Here is a 19,639-nt window from a genome sequence, read left to right as displayed (position 1 = left end):
ATATCTATCAGAGACGCTGTAATGAAGGAGTTGGAATGTTTCCTTTCCATTCACAAGAAGTGGTGTGGAGGATGGAGATGGGAGGCATGGCAGCAATCTGGTGCATCCTCTGGATGCGTGCCAGCAAGATCTATTAATTTTCGGCTTGCTGCCCTTTGCTGTCAAGGATGGACTGCAAAGGAGACTGCCCGAAATTGGGGAAGCCTTCACTGCTGCTACTGTTGTATTGGTGGAGCCAATGCTGGAACTGCGTGTTGATCTGTTCAAATGAACTGGAAATGTCCTGCAGGTTGGGTGTATTGAAAAAATCGGTGCGCACCCTTCTGACGAAGTGGTCGATATACCCAAGATGTCTTCCAGGAGTACACCTTTCCCGACGATGCTCGAAGTTTATTTCAGCCTTCAGCTTGTCCATCGACTTGCCCTTCAACCCGTCCTTCAGTTTATCTGCTATTCTGTCTATTAGGCTATTTAGTAATCTGTCATATCTAGGGTTAAGATCCGTATTTATTTCTTGAATTGGTGCTCCAAGTTCTGCAAAAGTCGGCAGAGTTTCCAGAAGGAAGTCGTAATCCTCTTTGGCTCTGTCGGTGGTCTGAAGGGTGGCAATGGCATATGAACTACAAGTATCAATCACCATGTTACAAAAATATTTCTGACCACAATAAACTCCTACGAAATGAACATCATGGACAACTCTTGCCCCTGGGGTAGTTGACCTGCTTTTGTACATCCTCACCCTAGGATTGATTGTGGCTATTCTCTCGACAACTTTTTGAACCGAGGCGCGATCTCCAATGATCTCGGCGTATCGCGGGTCCTCGCGCTTTTTCCAGATTTCCTCAAGCCGCTCTAGTCTAGCCTTTTTAGATGTGAGCCCTTCCTTTCGGAGTATGCGTTGTATCGATGATGGGCTAATTTTCACGCCATTTAGGCGCATCGTATAAGAAATCATTTTCGAGGAGGCTCCCTCATTTCTCAAAGCTACTGCAACTACCTTGTCGTAGGCTGGTCCTGCGATCCTGGCGTTTTGTGAATGTCTTTGATCCGCTAAGCCTGCCACTCCATTCTCCTGAAAACGCACTAGTTTTTCCCGAAACCTTCGCCTGTTGACTCCGTGTTTTTGGCAGACCTTTGCGATGTTCCCCGTCATCGAATACTCCTGAAAAGCTGCAATCCATGCCTCTTGTTTCACATCCTTAGAAGGCGCCACGCTGGTCTCTCCCTGCTCACGTTCTCTAATCTTCACAACCTTACCACAAAATGGGACAATATGTGACGTAAAAACCGTTGCTACGTGAAGCAATTATGGGCAGGAGGTAGAAATCTCCTGCGCGCTACCAGATCCGTTCGCGCATCCACGTGTGGAGGGCAAAAATGAGTGATGAACATATAGGGGATAGTGAGCGCTCCGATTTTCAGCTTTTGACGACGGAAGAGTTCTGCAAGCGCTTTGGGATTGGGAGGACCAAGCTTTTTGAGATGAAAAAAGCCGGCACCCTCGTTAGAGGGCGGCACTACATGCAGTTTGGTAGAAAAGTTCTGTTCCCGTGGGGACCTGAGTTCCTGCAGAGATTGCTGTCGGACTGCATGGTCGTGGCGTCCCCCGCGCCCCGCTTTGCTGATCAAGATGAAGGGAATAATAGGGCAAAAACGGCATGTGGGAAAAGACAGTCCAAAATCAACGCCGATTATTGTCTTGGTGGGTGAAATAAGGTATCGTGCCATTCTGCGGACTCTAACAGAAAGGAGGATGGTGCTATGGAGTCGTGAAAAATGAAAAATAAGATGGAAAACAAGAGGAATGACGGCTGTGTCTGCAGGAAGCGTGGATCGGCCAAGCTGTACCTGGATTTCTATTACAACAAAAGGAGAGTCGTTAAAACGACGGGGTTTGACGATACCCCCGAAAACAGGGAGCAGGCCCAGAAGATACTGGATGGCATAATCCAGAAAATAGCCGAAGGAAAGTTCGTTTTCGCCAAGGCTTTCCCTGGCGCATCTGAACGGGAAAAGGCCTACCATGCAAAATTCGAGGGATGGACTTATCGCCCTGAACCATCAGACATCACGTTTGAGACATATGTTGGGGAATGGAAAGATACAGTCTGGACATCTTTCAGGTCCGAGACCAAAAAGGACGATTACGAGCAAGCCCTGGATGACTGGCTGGTGCCATACTTCGGTGATAAGACATTTGAAGACCTAACCGGCACTGAACTGCAAATTTTTATCGGCCAGCTGCGTTGGCGTAGTGGGAAAAATAAAGGCAAGCCTCTTTCAGGTTCGAGGGTCCGGAACATCCTAATTCCGCTTCGGGCTATCTGGCGCAGTGCCCGTAGTAAGTATCGTTGGCATCATCTGGAGGACCCGTTCGAGTTCGTTAAGGACGAAAAAGCGGTCCCCCGTAAAAAGGCCAAAAAACCTCTGGTTTTTAGGTTTCACGAGTGGCAAAACGTACTCGTGCACATGGATTCCTTCTACCGGCCGATGGCTGAAATTATGGTGATGACTGGCATGATCGGGAGCGAAATGGCTGGTCTGCGTCGGCAGGATATCGGCGACCAGAGCATCACGGTCATCAATTCGGTGGTCCCACGACGTAAAAAGAAGGAGAAGCTTGAGAAGGAAGAGCTGAAGAATGATTATCGGACTGGCCGTTGCATTCCAATCACGTCCGCGCTCCGTAGCCGACTCGATGATGTGCTGGCGAGGCACGATGGAGACTACGTCTTCACCATGAAAGATGGGTCCAGGTTTTGCCAGAACCGGTTCCGGCAAGGTGCTTGGGAGACCGCGTTTCGAAGGGCCAGCATGCCACAGAGGCACCCGTATACCACTCGTCATACATTTGCTGCATGGTCTCTTACCTTACGCATGGACCCGGGGCGCCTGGTCAAGCTCATGGGGCACAACACGAAAAAAATGATTTATGAGGTGTATGGTGATTACGTCGAGGGGCTCGAGGATGATCTGATGTCCATCTTGTCGTACTTCGGGAAGGATTTCGTGGCGCAAAAAAGGAGAGAGCTGTTCGCCCTCTCCCTTCTCGATGGTGAAAGTTATGGTGAAAGTCAGCACGTTGGTTTGCGTAACCAGTCGTAACTGCTAGGTTTTTATGGCGGAAGCACATGGGAATCGAACCCACCTGGGAAGTTTCTCACCCCCCACACCGGTTTTGAAGACCGGGCCGCCCACCAGCGACGGTGGTGCTTCCTCATTTGCCTAAGAGTTTTTAAATCATCTCCATTTGCATGTCAATATATAAATGTCCGCCTCTGTCAATAGTCCGCTGCTAAAACTTCGGCGCTCTCAGATCTTCTCCCGTCGCCAAAGTACTGCGTGATCTCGCCACAGTAGCAGCGACTCGACAGGGCACCCGGCCTTGACAAACAAAGCCAATTTCTGTATAGCTTTGCAAGCCGAAAACCAAGCATAGAGGGGGATAAATGATACTGCTAGCCAACATTCTCTTGGCCCTTGCAAAGATAGTAGAGCTGGCAAGCGGTGTTCTCACCATCTATAAATACATTCTGCTCGCCAGCGTCATCATCTCCTGGATCAACGCGGACCCCTACAACCCCATTGTCAACTTCATCTACCGCGTCACGGAGCCGGCCCTGCAACGGATCCGCCGCTACATGCCCAACACCGGGATGCTCGACCTGTCACCGCTGGTGCTCTTCGTCCTCATCTACCTGGCGCAGATCGTGGTCTTCGACACGGCTTACACCTACCTCATGCTCTTCAGCAACCAACTCAAGGGACAGGCGCTATGAAAATATCGCCCATGGACATCCAGCAGCAGCAGTTCAAGGGAAAGATGCTGGGGGGGCTCGACCCGGAGGACGTGGATGCTTTCCTGCAGTCGGTCGCAGGCGAAATGGAGGAGCTCATCAGGGAGAACAACGACCTGAAGGAGCGCCTGAACCGCAACGCCCAGGCGATGGCCGACATGGAGGCGCGCGAGGTGCAGCTGCGCGAGACCATGCTGGCGGCCCAGCGCATCACCGAGGAGATGAAGGCGAACGCCCAGAAGGAGGCGCACCTGATCGTTTCGGAGGCGGAACTGAAGGGGGAGCGGATCGTGGCGGACGCGGAAAACAGGCTGCTGCAGCTGAACAACCAGATCCAGGAGCTCAGAAGGGAAAAGGTGCAGTTCGAAAGCGGCTTCAAGTCACTTTTGGACAACTACTACAAGCTCCTCACCCTGGATAAATGAGCGAGGATCTGAAGGTCACCGCGACGCCGGAGGGGCTTCTCTTCACGGTGCACGTGCAACCCAGGGCCTCGCGCAGCGAGATCTGCGGCGCCAAGGAAGGGGAACTGAGGCTCAGGCTCACCTCGCCGCCGGTCGAGGACGCCGCCAACAAGCAGTGCGTCGAGCTGATCGCCAAGACCCTCGGGGTGGCGAAGTCGAAGGTGAGCATCAAGTCGGGGGCCAAGTCCAGGCACAAGGTGGTAAAGGTGGAAGGGGTCGACACCGATGCGCTCCTCTCACTACTTAAGATAAAGTAAGGAGCAGCGATGAAGGCAAGAGACATTATGGTGACGGACGTACCGTCGATCTCGGTCAGGACGACGGTGGCCGAGGCGGTCCGGATCATGAAAAGCAACTTCGGAGACGAGAGCTTCATGAACGCCGCGCCCGGGCTGATCGTGCTGAACGACCGCGGGGGGCTGGCTGGCATCCTCACACCGCTCAGCATCATCACGGCGCTTATGGACGGCGCCTCCGACGACAAATCCGATCCCGCCTTCTTCGCCTCCCTGTGCGACAGGATCAAGGGCCTCCCCATCTCGGACATCATGGAGCACCAGCCGATCTCGGTGACCCAGGACGCCCGGGTGAGCGACGTGGCGCACCTCTTCCTCACACACCGCTTCCAGAGGGTTCCGGTTGTGGACGGCAAAAAGGTGGTGGGAATCATCTACCGCTCGCGCCTGCTCTTCGCCATGACCGGGAGCCTCGAGTCGGATGCCCCTTGACAAAGAGGAATGCAGATACTTATATTAGGTCTGCCGGTTGCCGTCTTACGGTAGCGTTTAGTTAAAGAGGAGGTAGTAAAAGCGATGCCACTTTACGAGTATCACTGCAAAAGCTGCGATAACACCTTTGAGTTGCGCCAGAAGTTCTCCGACGCGCCCGCTTCCGAGTGCCCCACTTGCGGCGGCCCGGTGGAAAAGCTCATCTCCCAGTCCGGGTTCTCCCTCAAGGGGGGAGGGTGGTACGGCGACGGCTACGGCGGTTCCAAAGCCGCCCCGGCCTGTCCCTCCGGCGGGAGCTGCGCCGGCTGCCCTTCGGCTTCCTAAAAAACCTGAAACGCCCCCGTTCCACGGGGGTTTTTTTTGTCCCTAATCCCTCCAAACTGCTTTACAAATTCCTCGCGGTTACTTATTATCTCCCTTTTAAAAAACTGTCTCAGGCGCCAGTCTCGATTCGCTGTGCGCCTCATATTATTAATGGAACAAAGGGGTGGGAATAATGGCAAAAATCATCGACGGCAAGGCCATCGCGGCGAAGATCCGTGCGGAAATCAGCGCGGAAGCAGCTCAACTCAAAGAAAAGGGGATCGTTCCGGGTCTTGCCGTGGTGCTGGTCGGAGAGGATCCCGCGAGCAAGGTCTACGTTTCGATGAAAGAGAAGGCGTGCGCCGACGTGGGGATCTTCTCGGACGAGTACAAGCTTCCCGCCGACACCGGCGAGGCGGAGCTTCTGGCGCTGATCGACAAACTGAACCACGACCCTAAGATCCACGGCATACTGGTGCAGCTCCCGCTTCCCAAGCAGATCAACACCGAGCGCATCCTGGAGGCGATCTCGCCGGAGAAGGACGCCGACGGCTTCCATCCCTACAACGTGGGTCGCCTGGTGATCGGCAAGCCGCTCTTCCAGCCCTGCACCCCCTACGGCGTGATGGTGATGCTGAAGGAGGCGGGGGTCGAGCTTTCCGGCAAGGAGGTGGTCGTGGTGGGCCGCTCAAACATCGTCGGAAAGCCCGTCGCCTTCATGTGCCTGCAGCAAAACGCCACCGTGACCCTGTGCCATTCCAAGACCCGCGATCTCGCGGCAAAGGTGTCCCAGGCCGACGTGGTCATCGCCGCGGTCGGGGTGCCGGAGATGATCAAGGGCGCCTGGATCAAGGAAGGGGCCGTCGTGATCGACGTCGGCGTGAACCGGGTGGGTGAGAAGAAGCTCGTGGGGGACGTGGAATACGCCGCGGCCAGCGAGCGTGCCTCGGCCATCACCCCGGTCCCCGGCGGCGTCGGCCCCATGACCATCACTATGCTGCTGCAGAACACGCTTGAGTCTGCCAAGAGGGGGCTCTAGCAGTATCCTCCCCCCACCGGAACCAGGTGGGGGGAGCGTTCCTTTCCGAGCAATTTAGTCAAAGGAGTAGGCCATGCGCGTTAAGAAGGCTGTTTTCCCCGTTGCCGGTCTCGGCACCAGGTTTTTGCCCGCGACCAAATCGACTCCTAAGGAGATGCTGCCCCTCATCGACAAGCCGCTGGTCCAGTACGTCGTGGAGGAGGCGGTCGCTTCCGGGATCGAGCAGATCCTCTTCGTCACCGGGCGCGGCAAGAGGGCGATCGAGGACCACTTCGACATCTCCTTCGAGCTGGAATCGCTTCTCTACGATAAGGGGAAGGACCACGAACTGCAGCAGGTGCGCCAGATCGCGGAGATGGCGAACATCTTCTTCGTGCGCCAGAAGGAGGCGCTGGGGCTTGGCCACGCCATCCTCTGCGCCAAGGAGTTCATCGGCGACGAGCCTTTTGCAGTCCTTCTTGGCGACGACATAATCGACGCGCAACAGCCCTGCCTGTCCCAGCTCCTGGAGACCTACGAGAGCTACCGCTCGCCGGTGCTGGCCCTGGAGAAGGTCCCCATCGAAACCATCTCCTCCTACGGCTGCGTGCGCGCGAACCAACTTTCCAACCGCGCCTACGAGGTGCTCGACCTTGTGGAGAAGCCGCCGGTCGCCGAGGCACCGTCGGATCTCGCCATCATCGGCCGCTACATCCTCACCCCCGGTATCTTCCCGATTCTGGAGAACCAGGAGCCGGGGAAGGGGGGGGAGATCCAGTTGACCGACGCCATCAAGACGCTCTCGCGCGAGGAGCCGATCTACGGCTGCCGTTTCGACGGCAAGCGTCACGACTGCGGCGACAAGCTGGGCTTTTTGAAGGCGACTGTGGATATGGCGCTGAAAAGGGACGAGTTCAACGGGGAGTTCGTGGCATTTTTGAGGAAGAGGCTTGGCTGCTAGCGGAGCCTGCCGCCGCCGTTGCCATAGTGGAAGAAGGCGATCAGCTTGAAGGTTTCGCCGCTGTACCCCTTGGGGAAGGAGCCGATGGGGCCGAGCGCGTTCAGGGTCCTGAACACCTCGTCGTCGAGGATCTTGCTCCCTGAGCTCTCCAGGAGGTCGACCTTCATGATCTCACCTTTCCTGTTGAAGGTGATCCTGACCGGGGTGGTTCCCTCGATGCCGCGCAAAAGCGCCGCCTGCGGGTAGTGCCAGACGCCGTAGACAGCTGTCTCCAGGCGGCGCAGGAACGAGCCAAACTGGATGTCCTCGGTGTTGAGGAAGCGGGTCTCTCCCTCCTCGACCTCGCTTCGGTACTTCTCCCGGTAGCTCTCCTCCAGGCGCGCGAGACGGCTGGCGCTGGGGAAGAGTCGGGAGCGGTCCAACTGCTGCGCGCGCGGCTTCAGTATCCCCTCGCCGCGGGGAACCGGCGCCTTTGCCGTATCCTCAGGCTGTGGCGGCGCGGGAGCTGCGGAGTGCGGCTGAGCCTGGCGCGGTTGTTGCAAGCTGGGGAGAGTCGGCACCAGGCGCTCGAAGGCACCTCTACCTTTGGGGGCCATTTCCTTCGCCACCCGCTGCGGGGTCTCCGAATACCGCTTGATCTCCGGCTTTGGTGCCTCTTTTTTCTGCAGTTTCGGCTGGGGTTTCAACTCCGGGAGGTCGGTAAGGTCAACGAAAGTTGGCTCTGGAGCGGTTTTGGGTTGTCCTTGGGGCAGTGACGTGATAATTAAAAAGGCACCTGCGTGGAGCAGTGCTGAAAAAAGCAGCAAATAGAGGAAATTTTTCTCGACGTATCTATCTGACATGTAGCTCCACCCAAGACCGGGTGTTTATTTTTTATGCAGCCGGCGGCTGGTCCGTCCCTTGCGGGGAGCGCCCTGCAGGCTTTGTGATGGTAGAAGATAGCCCGGTAAAATGCAAGGGGAATCGGGGCTGCAGTTCCTGCCTGTGCTCCGTAAGGTGGTTGAACCCTTGAGCATTTTCCCGCGCGCTTGACCTGGATCAAATTTTTTATTGAGCACGTGTTGTAGCCTTAAGGCATCAAAATAGAACCCGAGGTGTCCATGCTGGTAGTTGTCTGTGTGAAGCAAGTCCCCGATACAACGCAGGTACAGATCGACCCCGTCACCAACACCCTGATCCGCGAGGGTGTTCCCTTCATCGTCAATCCCTACGATACCCATGCAGTGGAAGAAGGTCTGCGCTTCAAGGACCGCTTCGGCTTCAAGGTTGTGGCCATCTCGATGGGCCCGCCGAACGCCGAGGCGACCCTGCGAAAGGCGCTGGCCCTTGGCGTTGACCGCGCCGTGCTCCTCTCCGACCGGGTCTTCGGCGGCGCCGACACGCTCGCGACCAGCAACGTCCTGGCGGCCGCCATCAAGAAGCTCGGCGAGGAGGAAGAGGTCGGCGTGGTCATCTGCGGCAAGCAGACCATCGACGGCGACACCGCCCAGGTTGGCCCCGGCATCGCCACGAGGCTCAACCTGGCCCAGCTCACCCTGGTGGACCGGGTCGACGAGCTGGAACCCGCCGCGAAGAAGATCAAGGTCTCCCGTAAGCTCGAGGGAAGGCACGAGCATGTCGAGGCGCCGCTTCCGGTGCTCCTCACCGTTGTGCGCGAGCTGAACCGCCCGCGCTACCCAACCGTCGCCATGCGCCTGGACTCGGCGGACGCCAAGGTGGAGCTCTGGGACAACTCGGTGCTCGGCCTCGACGTCAACACCATCGGCCTCAAGGGTTCGCCCACCTGGGTGAGCCGGATCTTCTCTCCGGAGCGCGCCAAGGGGGAGATGCTGGGTGACGGCGCCCGCGACCCGGAAGGCGCGGCGCAGCTTCTTGTCGACAAGATGCTGGAGAAGGACCTCCTCGCGCTATAGCTTGATAACCGCGGCCGGGTCCCCCAGGGCCCCGCGCCGTGGAACAAATACCTAAACAGGAACTGTTCATGACTGAAGCTGTGAAGAAACCGAAGAAGCCGCGCGGCAAAGCGGCAGTGCTGGAAGGGCGCTGCATCGCCTGCGGCGCCCGCTGCCAGAGCGCCTGCCCGGTCGACGCCATCCAGATGAACGAGGCGGGCGAGCCGGTCATAGACGCCTCCAAGTGCATCGGCTGCGTCAAGTGTGTCAAGGTCTGCCCGGCGCAGGCCATAGAGATGGCCTTCACCCCGGAGGAGAAGCGGATCCTGGACGAGCTGGCCGCGGCCGCCGCCGGAGCCCCCGCCGAGGAGGAGCTAGACCCGGAGGAGGCCGCTCTCAGGGAGAAGCTCGCCGCCTACCGCGGCGTCTGGGTCTTCGTGGAGCAGACCGAAGGGGAGGCCGCCAAGGTCTCCTGGGAGCTCCTGGGGAAGGGTAAGGAGCTCGCCGCCGCCCGCAACTGCCCGCTTTCCGCGGTGGTCATGGGGGACCAGGTGGAGCACCTGTGCAAGCAGGCGATGGGGTACGGGGCCGAGACGGTCTACCTCATGGACGCGCCGGTCCTGCGCCACTACCGCACCGAGGCGTACCAGAAGAGCCTCTGCGCGCTGGTCGAGAAGTACAAGCCGGAGGTGATCCTGATGGGCGCCACCGGCCTTGGGCGCGATCTCGCTGGCGTGGTCGCCACGGTACTCGCCACGGGGCTCACCGCGGACTGCACCGGCCTCTCCATTGACAAGGGGAACCTGATGCAGACCCGCCCCGCTTTCGGCGGCAACATCATGGCCACCATCGTCTGCGACAAGTTCCGCCCCCAGATGTCCACGGTAAGGCCGCACGTGATGCCGATGCCGGAGTTCGACGCGAGCCTCAAGGGTGAGATCGTCCGCGAGCCGGTCCCGGTCGCCGAGGACGAAGTCCAGGTGAAGGTGCTCGACATACTCATGGACAAAGGTGGCTCCAAGGTGGACATCGCCGGCGCCGAGTTCATCATCTCCGGCGGGAGGGGGATGATGGCCAAGGAGAACTTCGCCCTGCTGCAGGAGCTCGCCGACGTATTGGGCGGGGTGGTCGGCGCCTCCAGAAGCGCGGTAGACGCCGGCTGGATGCCCCAGGACCGCCAGGTCGGGCAGACCGGAAAGACGGTGCGCCCGAAGGTCTACATCGCCTGCGGCATCTCCGGCGCCATCCAGCACCTGGTGGGGATGCAGGATTCCGACGTGGTGATCGCCATCAACCGCGACCCGGAGGCCCCGATCTTCGAGGTGGCTAGCTACGGGATCGTCGGCGACCTGTTCCAGGTGATACCTGCGCTGACCGCGAAGCTTAAGGCGCTGAAAACTGCAAGGTCAGGGGCCTGATCAGGCCTGATCCATCATACTTTCCGCGGCTGAAAGCCGCATTTTCAAAGAGGAAACATCCATGATGCCGCAAACCGCACTCTTCACGACGCTACTGGTCGCCTCGCTCGCCTTTTTCTGCTGGAGCGTGTACCGCCGCTTTTCGCTGGTCTGCTTCGGGCAGCCCGAGGAAAGGCTCGACCAACCGGGGCGCCGCCTGCAGGAGATGCTTTTGTACGCCTTCGGCCAGCTGCGCGTGGTGAAAAAGCCGTTCGGCCTGAACCACTTTGTCATCTTCTGGTCCTTCCTGATCCTTGCCATCGCCAACGGCGAGTTCCTTTTGAACGGGGTGTTCCCGAACGCTTCCCTCGCTGCGCTGCCGCAGGGGCTGCACCATGCACTGCTCTTTCTCTTCGACCTGGTCTCGCTCTTGACCCTAGTGGCGATCGCGCTTTCCTTCGGCAGGCGCCTGATCGTCAAGCCGCCGTACCTCGACTCCCTCTACGTCAAGGGGAGAAGCCCCGAGGCCTTCGTCATCCTTTCCTTCATCGCGCTTCTCATGCTGGCCTACTTCGGGATGCACGGCGCGCAGATCGCGCAGGGGAAGGAGGCGGCTGCTGCCGCCATGCCGGTATCGAGCTTCGTGGCCTCGCTCCTTTTCCCCTACCCGGGGCTTTTGGGGACGGTCGAGGCGGTGTCGTGGTGGGTGCACGCCCTGGTGCTTCTGGCCTTCATCTGCTTCCTTCCGCATTCAAAGCACATGCACATCTTGACCGCCATCCCCAACTGCTACCTGGGTAGCCTCGACTGGCCGGCCACCCAGCCGCGCGAGAAGTTCGAGAAGGGGGCCCAGTACGGCGCCGGGAGCGTGGAGCGCTTTACCTGGAAGGACCTCTTCGACTCCTTTTCCTGCACCGAGTGCGGCCGCTGCCAGGCCGCCTGCCCGGCCGCCAACACCGGGAAAGCCTTGAACCCGCGCCAGATCGTGCACGCCATCAAGACCAACCTCCTTGAGAACAGCCACGCGCTCAGGGAGGGGAGGAAGGGGACGCTCCCGCTGATCGGCAACGAAGGGGAGGGGACCAACACCGAGGAGGCGATCTGGGACTGCACCACCTGCGGCGCCTGCATGGAGGTCTGCCCGGTCCTGATCGAGCAGATGCCCAAGATCATCAAGATGAGAAGGCACCTGGTGCAGGACGAGTCCCGCTTCCCCGAGGAGCTTTTGAACCTTTTCGAGAACATGGAGCAGCGCTCCAACCCCTGGGGGATCGCCCCCAGCGAGCGGAGCAAGTGGGTCTCCACGCTCGACGTGAAGCCCTTTGTCGCGGGCGAGACCGAGTACCTGCTCTACGTCGGCTGCGCCGGCTCCTTCGACTCCCGCGCGAAGCAGGTGACCGTGGCCCTTGCCAGCGTCTTGAACGCGGCCGGTGTTTCCTACGGCATCCTCGGGAAAGAGGAGAAGTGCTGCGGCGATTCGCTGAGAAGGCTCGGCAACGAGTACGTCTTCGAGAAGATGGCCCTGGAGAACGTGGAGCTCTTCCGCGAGAAGGGGGTCACCAAGGTGATCACCCTCTGCCCGCACTGCCTGACCACGCTGAAAAACGACTACCGCCAGTACGGCCTGGAGCTTGAGGTGCTGCACCAGTCCCAGCTGATCGCGGAGCTGATCGCCTCCGGGCGCATCAAGCTGGACGGCTCGGAAAAGAGCCTAGGCAAGATCACCTACCACGACCCCTGCTACCTCGGGCGCCACAACGGCGTGTTCGACGCGCCGCGCGGCGTGATCCAGGCGGCGACCGGAAGCGCGCCGCAGGAGATGGAGCGCCACGGCAGGAACTCTTTTTGCTGCGGCGCAGGCGGCGGGCGCATGTGGATGGAGGAGTTCACCGGCGAGAGGGTTAACCACAACCGCGTGGCCGAGGCGCTTGAAGGCTCCCCCGACACCATCTGCGTCGCCTGCCCCTACTGCATGACCATGATCGAGGACGGCCTGAAGGACAAGGGCGCGGCCCAGGTGCGGGTGAAGGACGTGGTCGAAGTGGTGGCCGAGGGGCTTCTGCACCGCAAAGCCTAGACTGCACATAATACATGCATCGATCTCCCGCCTGCACCTTGCCTGAAAAATAGGCTGCCGGCGGGAGATCTGCTTTTTCGACAGGCACAGGAAAGGATCATCCGATCGAAGCGACCCCCAAAACGGCACGGCTTTTCCTGCTGCTGATATTTTTTCCCCTCCTCCTTCCCCCCATGGCCTCCAGCGCCGAGCGCGGCGTCACCGTGGCCGCCGTAGGCGACGTCATGATGGGGAGCGACTTCCCCGCGCCGAGACTCCCAAGAGACGGCGGGCGCTCGCTTTTCGCCGCCGCCGCACCCATTTTCAGGCGCGCCGACATCGCCATGGCGAACCTCGAAGGCCCCCTTTGCGAGGGGGGAACCCCCCTTAAGGAGCCAATTTCAGGCAGGCGCTATATCTTCCGCACCCCTCCGGCTTTCGCGCAGACCCTGGGCGACGCCGGGATCTCCATGGTCTCGCTCGCCAACAACCACGCCCGCGACTTCGGCAGGGAAGGGCTCGCCTCCACGAGGCAGGCGCTGGCCCGGGCCGGGGTCCTCTACTCGAGCAAGAAGGGGGAGGTCGCCGAGTTCCTCGTGCGCGGCGTCCGGGTCGGCATCATCTCCCTCTCCTTCGGTCCACCACCCCGCTCGATTACCTTCCCGGCGCAGGCCCTGCGGGAGATCGCCCGGGAAGCCGGGAACTACGACATCCTGATCCTATCGATCCATGCCGGAGCGGAGGGGCGCGACGCGCTGCACGTGGCCCCGGGGATGGAGCGCTATCTGGAAGAGCCGCGCGGAGACCTCCTTAGCTTCGCGCACCAGGCGGTGGAGGCGGGGGCGGACCTGGTGGTGGCCCATGGCCCCCACGTGCCGCGGGCGCTCGAAGTTTACCACGGCCGGCTGATCGCCTACAGCCTGGGGAACTTCGCCACCTATGGCGGGGTGAGCGTTGTAGGCGAAAGCGGCTACGCGCCGCTGCTCACGGTACGCCTGGATAAAGATGGCTCCTTCCTGGAGGGGACGCTCGACTCCTTCCGGCAAAGCTATCTAGCTGCACCCGCTCCCGATCCCAAGCGGCGCGCGCTTTCCCTGATGCGCAGGCTCTCCGCCGAGGACTTCCCGGACTCCCCGTTGAGCTTCGGCAGCCGGGGGGAGCTCAAAACACTTAACAAGTGAACTTCTGAGGGAATCTGAGCATGAACAGTTTCCTCATTGCCAATTTTTGAAGGAGACGACATGTTCCTGATCGTACAGAACGACCCGCGTTGCCCGGCCGGAAGCTGCAGCCGGCTTCTCGCCGACAAGGGGCACCCCTTCAGCACCATCGCCCCCTATGACGGCGCGGCGCTCCCCGACCCCGCCAGCGCCTCAGGCATAATCGTGCTGGGAGGGGAGATGGGGGTGCACGATACGGTCGAGCATCCCTACCTCGCTCGGGTCATCTCATTCCTGAGGCAGGCACTTCAGGCCGGCACGCCGCTCCTGGGAATCTGCCTAGGGGGACAGCTTCTGTCCTACGCGGCGGGGGGGGAGGTCATCTCCCGCTCCCCGTATGGCGAGCAGGGCGTGTGCCAGGTTGAGCTCACCGGCGAGGGGGCCAGGGACCCCCTGTTCCGCGGCCTCCCCGACCCCTTCCTCACCTTCCAGCTGCACAACGACAGCTTCACCCTCCCCCCCGGCGCCACGCTCCTCGCCTCCTCGCACGCCTGCCCGTACCAGGCCTTCAGGCTGGGGCAGGCGACCTACGGCGTGCAGTTCCACCCGGAGGTCGATCCCTCCATAGTCGCCGCCTGGGACCTCCTCTCCACCCCCAAGACGGACCACCTGAGCTCATTCCTCGCCGCCGAAGCCGCTTTCAACAAGGTTTCGCAACAGCTGATCGGAAATTTCATCTCCCTCGCCGCAACCCCCCGCCTTTCTTGAAATAAAAAAACATTATTGTAAAGTTTTAACGTTTTGTGCTCCGGGGGGCGCGCCCTTGACGCCCTCCACGCCTGGCAAAGAGCTCGATCCCAGCTGGGTGCACGACGTGGGGGATACGTGGACGCTAACTGGTCAGCAAAAAGCTGCCTGAAGGCGAAGCTGATGGCGCCGCTGGTCGCCTGCAACGCGCTGTTGCTGCTGGTGCTCCTGACGGGGTTCGCCTGCTATCAGCTACGCTTCCCGGCGCCTCTGTGGCAGGGTGCGCCGCAGGGCTCGTCCCGCTCGCTCCTGCTCTTTCTCTGCGGCGGTGCGGCGCTCGCCTCGCTGGGGCTGGGCGTTTTGGCTCAACTCCTATCCTTGCGCATAAAAAGGCTCATCTCGGATCCCATCCACCGGCTCACCAGGAAAATGGAAATCGTCTCCCACAGCAAGGACTACCAGGTTCGGGTGGAAAGCGGCAGCAACGACGAGCTGGGGCTTCTCTTCAATTGCTTCAACGAGATGCTGGAGGAGATCTCGATCCGCGACGAGCGTCTCGCGCTCCACTCGGAGGAACTGAAGCTGGAGGTGGCCGAGCGAACCGCCGAGCTCTCCAGCGTAAACCGTCAGCTGGAGGAGAGCCTTGAAGGGGTGCGGCGCGCCATGCAGTCGGCCCAATCCGCCAACCGCGCCAAGTCCGACTTCCTGGCGCAGATGAGCCACGAGATCAGGACCCCGATGTACGGCGTGCTGGGGATGACCGAGCTCCTCCTGAACACCGACCTCTCCAAGGAACAGGCGCGTTTCGTGGAGTCCGTACGCCGCTCGGGCGAGGCGCTTTTGGGGATCATCAACAACATCCTCGACTTCTCCAAGATCGAGGCCGGGCGCATGGAGCTGGAGCTGATCCCATTCGACCTGCACCAGCTGACGGCGGATGCCGTGGCACTCTTCGCCGAGGACGCTGCTAAGAAGGGTATAGAGGTTAGCTGTCGCATCGACCCAGGGCTCCCCGAGATGTTTCAGGGGGATCCCGGACGCCTGCGCCAGGTGATGGTGAACCTTCTGGGAAACGCGGTGAAGTTCACCCCAGAGGGCGCCGTCACCCTCTCGGTGTCGCTGGAGCGGTCACCTGCCCTGGTGCGGGTGACCGTTGAGGATACCGGCATCGGCATCTCCGCCGAGGCGCAGCAGCGTATATTCGACCACTTCGCCCAGGGGGACGAGTCGATGACCCGCAAGTACGGCGGCACCGGCTTGGGGCTCGCCATCGCCAAGCAGCTCACCGAGCTCATGGGCGGGGCGATGGAGCTCTCCAGCGAGCCGGGAAAAGGCTCCCGCTTCAGCTTCACGGTCGCCTTGGAGCCACACCAGAAGGCGCCGCGCCCCGAGCGCACTTACGGCGCGCTGCGCTGCAAGCGCGCTCTCGTCACCTCCGACGACCCTGAGCTGCAGGAGACACTCATGGAGCTCCTGGGAGGGCTGGGGATGGACCTCGACTGCGCAGGCGACGGACCAGGCGCGCTCTGCAAGCTGGTGGCGGCCCCCTTCGACCTGGTCCTCATGGACCACTGTGTGGCAGGAACCGACGGCCTGGCGCTCGCCGCCACCATCCGCAGCGTTCCCGTTGGGCACTCCGTGCGGCTCGTGCTTTTGGCCGAGAAGCCGGAAACGGTGCAGGCAGAGCGGGTGCGCGAGATCGAGGTGGCGCTTTACCCGAAGGGGAAACTCACCCAGGAAGGGTTATACGCCGGGCTCGTGTCGGCGCTCGGGATGGAAGAGGAGCAGGGGGCAGGGGAGCAAACGCCGTCCTTGAGCCGGCTGCGCCAGGTGCTTCTGGTCGAGGACAACGTGGTGAACCAGGAGGTGGGGAAAGGGATGCTGGAGAGCCTGGGTTGCCGCGTGAAGGTGGCTGAGAACGGGCTCGCGGCTTTGGAGGAGGTGCAGCGGGGGGAATTCGATCTGGTCTTCATGGATTGCCAGATGCCGGTTTTGGACGGCCTGGAGGCGACACGGCGCATCCGGGAGTGGGAACAGGGTTCCTCCTCCCGCGTCCCCATCATCGCCCTCACCGCCTACGCCATGAAAGGCGACCGCGAGGCGTGCATAGCAGCAGGCGCCGACGATTACCTCTCCAAGCCCTTCAGCCGGGAGCAGCTCTCCAAGTTGATCGACAGGCGGCTTGGGTGCGCCGGGCAAAGCGCGGGTGATGCGCCGCAGACCGGGATAGCTCCCGAATCGATCTGCCCGGGAAGGGCCGGTGGCGCCCTCGAGATGATACGCACCCTGCCGGGAAATCGGGGCGTGGAGATACTGCGCAAGGTGGTGGACCTCTACCTCGCGAGCACGCCGACGCTTTTGCAGACCATGCACGAGGCCGAGTCGGGCGGCGATGCAGAGAAGCTGAAGGCAGCCGCGCACAGCTTCAAGTCGAGCAGCGCGAACCTCGGGGCCGTCCGGCTCGCCGGGGTCTGCCTGGAACTGGAGAGCCTGGGGCGCGCCGGCTCCACCAAGGGGGCGGGGGAGCTGCTCGTGCAGGTCGAGGAGGAATACCGGCTGGTCAGGGACGCCCTTTTGGGAGGACCGCTATGCTGACGAGGAAAGCCAAACGCAGCACCCCGCTGGTCATGGTCGTGGACGACGACCAGGCGGTGCGTCTTCTCGCCCGGGAAACCCTGGAGAATTCGGGGTTCACGGTGCGCGACGTGGAAAACGGGGAGCTGGCGCTGGAGGAATTCGATGCGCACGCGCCAGACATCGTGCTCCTGGACGTGATGATGCCCGGCATCGACGGCTTCTTCGTCTGCAGCGCCATCCGGCGCACCGCCTCGGGGCGGGATACACCGGTCCTGATGATGACCGGTCTGGACGACCTGGAGTCGATCGACTGCGCCTACGAGGCGGGAGCCACAGATTTCATCACCAAGCCTATCAACTGGCACGTGCTGGGTTACCGGGTGAGCTACATGCTCAGGGCAAGCAGCGCACTCGAACAGTTGAGGGAGAGCAAGGCCGGCCTTGCCCACGCCCAGAGCCTCGCCCACATCGGGAGCTGGGAGTGGGACCTGGCCACCGGGGAGATCCGCTGCTCCGAGGAGATCTACAGCATCTGCTGCATCGACCGCTGCCTGCACCGGGGAAACCCCATCCTTGACCCGGTGCACCCCCAGGACCTGGCCTTCGTAAAGGGGGCCATCGAGGAGGCCATAGAGAAACGGGCGCCTCTTTCCTTCGATTACCGCATCCTCCTGGGGGGGGGAGAGCGGACCCTGCACGCGGAGCTGGTGACGGTGCTGGACGAGCAGGGCGAGCCGATCTGCCTCACCGGGACCATTCAGGACATCACGGAGAGAAAGCACGCCGAGGAGCAGATCAGGCTCCTGGCTTACTACGACGCGCTGACCGGCCTGCCCAACCGCCGCTTCTTCCTGCAGCAGCTGGAGCAGGCGCTTGTCTTCGCCAACCGGCATGACCGGATGCTGGCCGTCCTCTTCCTCGATCTGGACCGCTTCAAGCTGGTGAACGACACGCTGGGGCACGGGGTGGGGGACCGCCTGCTGCAGGACGTGGCCGACCGGCTGCTGCGCTGCGTCCGCAGGGGGGACTGCCTGGCCCGCGCCGACGAGGAGTGCCCGCCGTCCCTGGTCTCGCGACTTGGGGGGGACGAGTTCACCATCATGCTCTCCGACATCGAACACTTCCAGGACGTGGCCAAGATCGCCCGGCGCATCCTGGAGGCGGTCTCGGTCCCCTATGCGCTGGAGGGGCAGGAGGTCTTCGTCTCCACCAGCATCGGCATCAGCCTCTACCCCTTCGACGCCACCACGGCGAGCGACCTGATCCGCAACGCCGACGGCGCCATGTACCAGGCCAAGGAGCAGGGCAGAAACGGCTACCAGATCTACGACGAGTCCATGAACGCCAAGGCTCTGGAGCGCATCATCCTGGAGAGCCAGCTGCACAAGGCGCTCAAGGAGGAGGAATTCGCCGTCTACTACCAGCCGCAGGTCTCCACCCTGAGCGGATGCGTGGTGGGGATCGAGGCACTGGTACGGTGGAACTCCAAGGAACTCGGACTGGTAGAGCCGGGACGCTTCCTGCCGCTGGCCGAGGAAATAGGGCTCGTGATCCAGATCGACCAGTTGGTGATGCGCGAGGCATGCCGGCAGCACAAGCTCTGGCTGGATTCGGGGCTTCCGCCGGTGACGCTCGCCATCAACATCTCGGGGCAGCAGTTCATGAAGAACGAGCTCCTGGAGACGGTGACGGCGGTTTTGAAGGAAAGCGGGCTCGACCCCGGGCTATTGGAGCTGGAACTCACCGAAGGGGTGCTCATGGCGCACACCGAGAGGACCGTGAAGACGCTGCAGGCACTCAAAGGGATGGGGGTGAGACTCGCCATCGACGACTTCGGGACCGGCTTCTCCTCGCTCTCCTATCTAAAGCGCTTCCCGCTGGACGTCTTGAAGATCGACCGCACCTTCATAAACGACATCACCACCGACCCCGACGACGCCGCCATCACCGTCGCCACCATCGAGATGGCGCACACGCTGAAGCTTAAGGTGATCGCGGAGGGGGTCGAGTCTAAACCCCAACTAGATTTCCTCAGCAAAAACGGCTGCGACATGTATCAGGGTTACCTCTTCAGCAAGCCGGTTCCCCCAAGTGAGCTTCCCCGTCTCTTGAACTCCCGGCGCTAGCCCCTTCCCCTCTCCCCTGCTTAAAAATTAGCCATAACTGCCGCTTTAAAGACGGCGGCGCGTTCTCAGGTCGACACCGACGGTGAATCGATCTCGTAATTCCAATATCTTAGCCGCGGGACGCGCGGGTGGCACAGCCTGTGCTCTCCACCTCTCAAACGGCACAGCGAGGTGCCCTAGAAAGCTTTCCCGCCCGTAGGCAATGGCGCAGGTCGTGGTGGAAGGCGCCAACAATACCGGGAAAGGGGGAACTGATTTCAAGGCTGGATCAAGCCGCGTTTTCGACGTGGAAAATGAGCCAGGGCATTGAAGCCTTCACGGGCCTGAAAACAGGGAGTGGATGCTGACCGGCAGCCGGGCCGGATGGGCCGGCCGGGTGCGAATGTCTCTAGGAGTTAACAGAACATCACCGC

At 60.9% G+C, this 19,639-nt stretch carries 18 protein-coding genes and 1 tRNA gene; 16 read left to right on the top strand and 3 right to left on the bottom strand.

Annotation, left to right across the window (positions count from 1 at the left end; all coding sequences use genetic code 11):
- Positions 1-133: 133 nt before the first annotated feature.
- The gene (locus GEOBRER4_RS13440) at positions 134-1,249 is read right to left on the bottom strand and encodes a helix-turn-helix domain containing protein (protein ID WP_185242729.1); all 1,116 of its coding nucleotides are present in this window, start codon (positions 1,247-1,249) and stop codon (positions 134-136) included.
- A 128-nt stretch (positions 1,250-1,377) separates the two neighbouring features.
- Between GEOBRER4_RS13440 and GEOBRER4_RS13435 the strand changes: the two genes are divergently transcribed.
- On the top strand, positions 1,378-1,710 hold the full coding sequence (locus GEOBRER4_RS13435; RefSeq protein WP_185242728.1) for a MerR family transcriptional regulator: 333 nt from the start codon (positions 1,378-1,380) through the stop codon (positions 1,708-1,710).
- Positions 1,711-1,776: 66 nt separating this feature from the next.
- Positions 1,777-3,105, top strand: a complete 1,329-nt coding sequence (locus GEOBRER4_RS13430; RefSeq protein WP_185242727.1) for an Arm DNA-binding domain-containing protein — start codon at positions 1,777-1,779, stop codon at positions 3,103-3,105.
- Between the two features lie 14 nt (positions 3,106-3,119).
- Here GEOBRER4_RS13430 and GEOBRER4_RS13425 read toward each other — a convergent pair.
- Positions 3,120-3,217: transfer RNA gene (locus GEOBRER4_RS13425), tRNA-Sec, on the bottom strand.
- Between the two features lie 232 nt (positions 3,218-3,449).
- Between GEOBRER4_RS13425 and GEOBRER4_RS13420 the strand changes: the two genes are divergently transcribed.
- The 7 genes from GEOBRER4_RS13420 to galU all read left to right on the top strand — a co-directional run bounded on the left by GEOBRER4_RS13420 (position 3,450) and on the right by galU (position 7,271).
- Positions 3,450-3,779 (top strand): YggT family protein, encoded by a 330-nt coding sequence (locus tag GEOBRER4_RS13420; RefSeq protein ID WP_085812117.1) that lies wholly within the window; start codon positions 3,450-3,452, stop codon positions 3,777-3,779.
- The gene (locus tag GEOBRER4_RS13415; RefSeq protein WP_185242726.1) at positions 3,776-4,222 is read left to right on the top strand and encodes a DivIVA domain-containing protein; all 447 of its coding nucleotides are present in this window, start codon (positions 3,776-3,778) and stop codon (positions 4,220-4,222) included. The genes GEOBRER4_RS13420 and GEOBRER4_RS13415 overlap by 4 nt, the downstream gene beginning before the upstream one ends.
- Complete coding sequence (locus tag GEOBRER4_RS13410) at positions 4,219-4,518, top strand: DUF167 domain-containing protein (protein ID WP_185242725.1); 300 nt, start codon at positions 4,219-4,221, stop codon at positions 4,516-4,518. Before GEOBRER4_RS13415 ends, GEOBRER4_RS13410 begins: the two co-directional genes overlap by 4 nt.
- 9 nt (positions 4,519-4,527) lie before the next feature.
- Positions 4,528-4,989, top strand: coding sequence for a CBS domain-containing protein (locus tag GEOBRER4_RS13405; protein WP_185242724.1), 462 nt, complete (start codon positions 4,528-4,530; stop codon positions 4,987-4,989).
- A gap of 84 nt (positions 4,990-5,073) precedes the next feature.
- Positions 5,074-5,313, top strand: a complete 240-nt coding sequence (locus GEOBRER4_RS13400) for an FmdB family zinc ribbon protein (protein ID WP_185242723.1) — start codon at positions 5,074-5,076, stop codon at positions 5,311-5,313.
- 172 nt (positions 5,314-5,485) lie between these two features.
- Positions 5,486-6,331, top strand: coding sequence for a bifunctional methylenetetrahydrofolate dehydrogenase/methenyltetrahydrofolate cyclohydrolase FolD (gene folD / locus GEOBRER4_RS13395; RefSeq protein ID WP_085812123.1), 846 nt, complete (start codon positions 5,486-5,488; stop codon positions 6,329-6,331).
- Between the two features lie 73 nt (positions 6,332-6,404).
- Positions 6,405-7,271, top strand: coding sequence for a UTP--glucose-1-phosphate uridylyltransferase GalU (galU, locus tag GEOBRER4_RS13390; protein WP_185242722.1), 867 nt, complete (start codon positions 6,405-6,407; stop codon positions 7,269-7,271).
- Here the strand turns inward: galU and GEOBRER4_RS13385 are convergent.
- The gene (locus tag GEOBRER4_RS13385) at positions 7,268-7,879 is read right to left on the bottom strand and encodes a TonB family protein (protein WP_318842559.1); all 612 of its coding nucleotides are present in this window, start codon (positions 7,877-7,879) and stop codon (positions 7,268-7,270) included. The two genes, galU and GEOBRER4_RS13385, sit on opposite strands and share 4 nt — an antisense overlap.
- A gap of 492 nt (positions 7,880-8,371) precedes the next feature.
- Between GEOBRER4_RS13385 and GEOBRER4_RS13380 the strand changes: the two genes are divergently transcribed.
- The 7 genes from GEOBRER4_RS13380 to GEOBRER4_RS13350 all read left to right on the top strand — a co-directional run bounded on the left by GEOBRER4_RS13380 (position 8,372) and on the right by GEOBRER4_RS13350 (position 19,226).
- A complete protein-coding gene (locus GEOBRER4_RS13380; protein WP_185242720.1) occupies positions 8,372-9,184 on the top strand; it encodes an electron transfer flavoprotein subunit beta/FixA family protein in 813 nt (270 codons plus the stop codon).
- 68 nt (positions 9,185-9,252) lie between these two features.
- On the top strand, positions 9,253-10,581 hold the full coding sequence (locus tag GEOBRER4_RS13375; RefSeq protein WP_085812126.1) for an electron transfer flavoprotein subunit alpha: 1,329 nt from the start codon (positions 9,253-9,255) through the stop codon (positions 10,579-10,581).
- A gap of 61 nt (positions 10,582-10,642) precedes the next feature.
- Entirely contained in the window at positions 10,643-12,637 is a 1,995-nt protein-coding gene (locus GEOBRER4_RS13370; RefSeq protein WP_185242719.1) for a heterodisulfide reductase-related iron-sulfur binding cluster, read from the top strand.
- A gap of 173 nt (positions 12,638-12,810) precedes the next feature.
- Positions 12,811-13,797, top strand: coding sequence for a CapA family protein (locus tag GEOBRER4_RS13365; RefSeq protein WP_185242718.1), 987 nt, complete (start codon positions 12,811-12,813; stop codon positions 13,795-13,797).
- A 60-nt stretch (positions 13,798-13,857) separates the two neighbouring features.
- Complete coding sequence (locus GEOBRER4_RS13360) at positions 13,858-14,544, top strand: type 1 glutamine amidotransferase (RefSeq protein ID WP_185242717.1); 687 nt, start codon at positions 13,858-13,860, stop codon at positions 14,542-14,544.
- Between the two features lie 117 nt (positions 14,545-14,661).
- The gene (locus GEOBRER4_RS13355; RefSeq protein ID WP_185242716.1) at positions 14,662-17,118 is read left to right on the top strand and encodes a response regulator; all 2,457 of its coding nucleotides are present in this window, start codon (positions 14,662-14,664) and stop codon (positions 17,116-17,118) included.
- Entirely contained in the window at positions 17,112-19,226 is a 2,115-nt protein-coding gene (locus GEOBRER4_RS13350; RefSeq protein ID WP_185242715.1) for a putative bifunctional diguanylate cyclase/phosphodiesterase, read from the top strand. The genes GEOBRER4_RS13355 and GEOBRER4_RS13350 overlap by 7 nt, the downstream gene beginning before the upstream one ends.
- Positions 19,227-19,639 lie beyond the last annotated feature (413 nt).

The sequence above is a fragment of the Citrifermentans bremense genome, from assembly GCF_014218275.1.
Classification (GTDB): Bacteria; Desulfobacterota; Desulfuromonadia; order Geobacterales; family Geobacteraceae; genus Geomonas; species Geomonas pelophila.
Note: the sequence above shows the minus strand (reverse complement) of the source record. Positions and strands in the feature narration are given on the sequence as shown.

Coding starts and splice junctions, on each gene's coding strand:
- GEOBRER4_RS13435 (WP_185242728.1), top strand. CDS start 1,378: ATGAGTGATGAACATATAGGGGATAGTGAGCGCTCCGATTTTCAGCTT.
- GEOBRER4_RS13430 (WP_185242727.1), top strand. CDS start 1,777: ATGAAAAATAAGATGGAAAACAAGAGGAATGACGGCTGTGTCTGCAGG.
- GEOBRER4_RS13420 (WP_085812117.1), top strand. CDS start 3,450: ATGATACTGCTAGCCAACATTCTCTTGGCCCTTGCAAAGATAGTAGAG.
- GEOBRER4_RS13415 (WP_185242726.1), top strand. CDS start 3,776: ATGAAAATATCGCCCATGGACATCCAGCAGCAGCAGTTCAAGGGAAAG.
- GEOBRER4_RS13410 (WP_185242725.1), top strand. CDS start 4,219: ATGAGCGAGGATCTGAAGGTCACCGCGACGCCGGAGGGGCTTCTCTTC.
- GEOBRER4_RS13405 (WP_185242724.1), top strand. CDS start 4,528: ATGAAGGCAAGAGACATTATGGTGACGGACGTACCGTCGATCTCGGTC.
- GEOBRER4_RS13400 (WP_185242723.1), top strand. CDS start 5,074: ATGCCACTTTACGAGTATCACTGCAAAAGCTGCGATAACACCTTTGAG.
- folD (WP_085812123.1), top strand. CDS start 5,486: ATGGCAAAAATCATCGACGGCAAGGCCATCGCGGCGAAGATCCGTGCG.
- galU (WP_185242722.1), top strand. CDS start 6,405: ATGCGCGTTAAGAAGGCTGTTTTCCCCGTTGCCGGTCTCGGCACCAGG.
- GEOBRER4_RS13380 (WP_185242720.1), top strand. CDS start 8,372: ATGCTGGTAGTTGTCTGTGTGAAGCAAGTCCCCGATACAACGCAGGTA.
- GEOBRER4_RS13375 (WP_085812126.1), top strand. CDS start 9,253: ATGACTGAAGCTGTGAAGAAACCGAAGAAGCCGCGCGGCAAAGCGGCA.
- GEOBRER4_RS13370 (WP_185242719.1), top strand. CDS start 10,643: ATGATGCCGCAAACCGCACTCTTCACGACGCTACTGGTCGCCTCGCTC.
- GEOBRER4_RS13365 (WP_185242718.1), top strand. CDS start 12,811: ATGGCCTCCAGCGCCGAGCGCGGCGTCACCGTGGCCGCCGTAGGCGAC.
- GEOBRER4_RS13360 (WP_185242717.1), top strand. CDS start 13,858: ATGTTCCTGATCGTACAGAACGACCCGCGTTGCCCGGCCGGAAGCTGC.
- GEOBRER4_RS13350 (WP_185242715.1), top strand. CDS start 17,112: ATGCTGACGAGGAAAGCCAAACGCAGCACCCCGCTGGTCATGGTCGTG.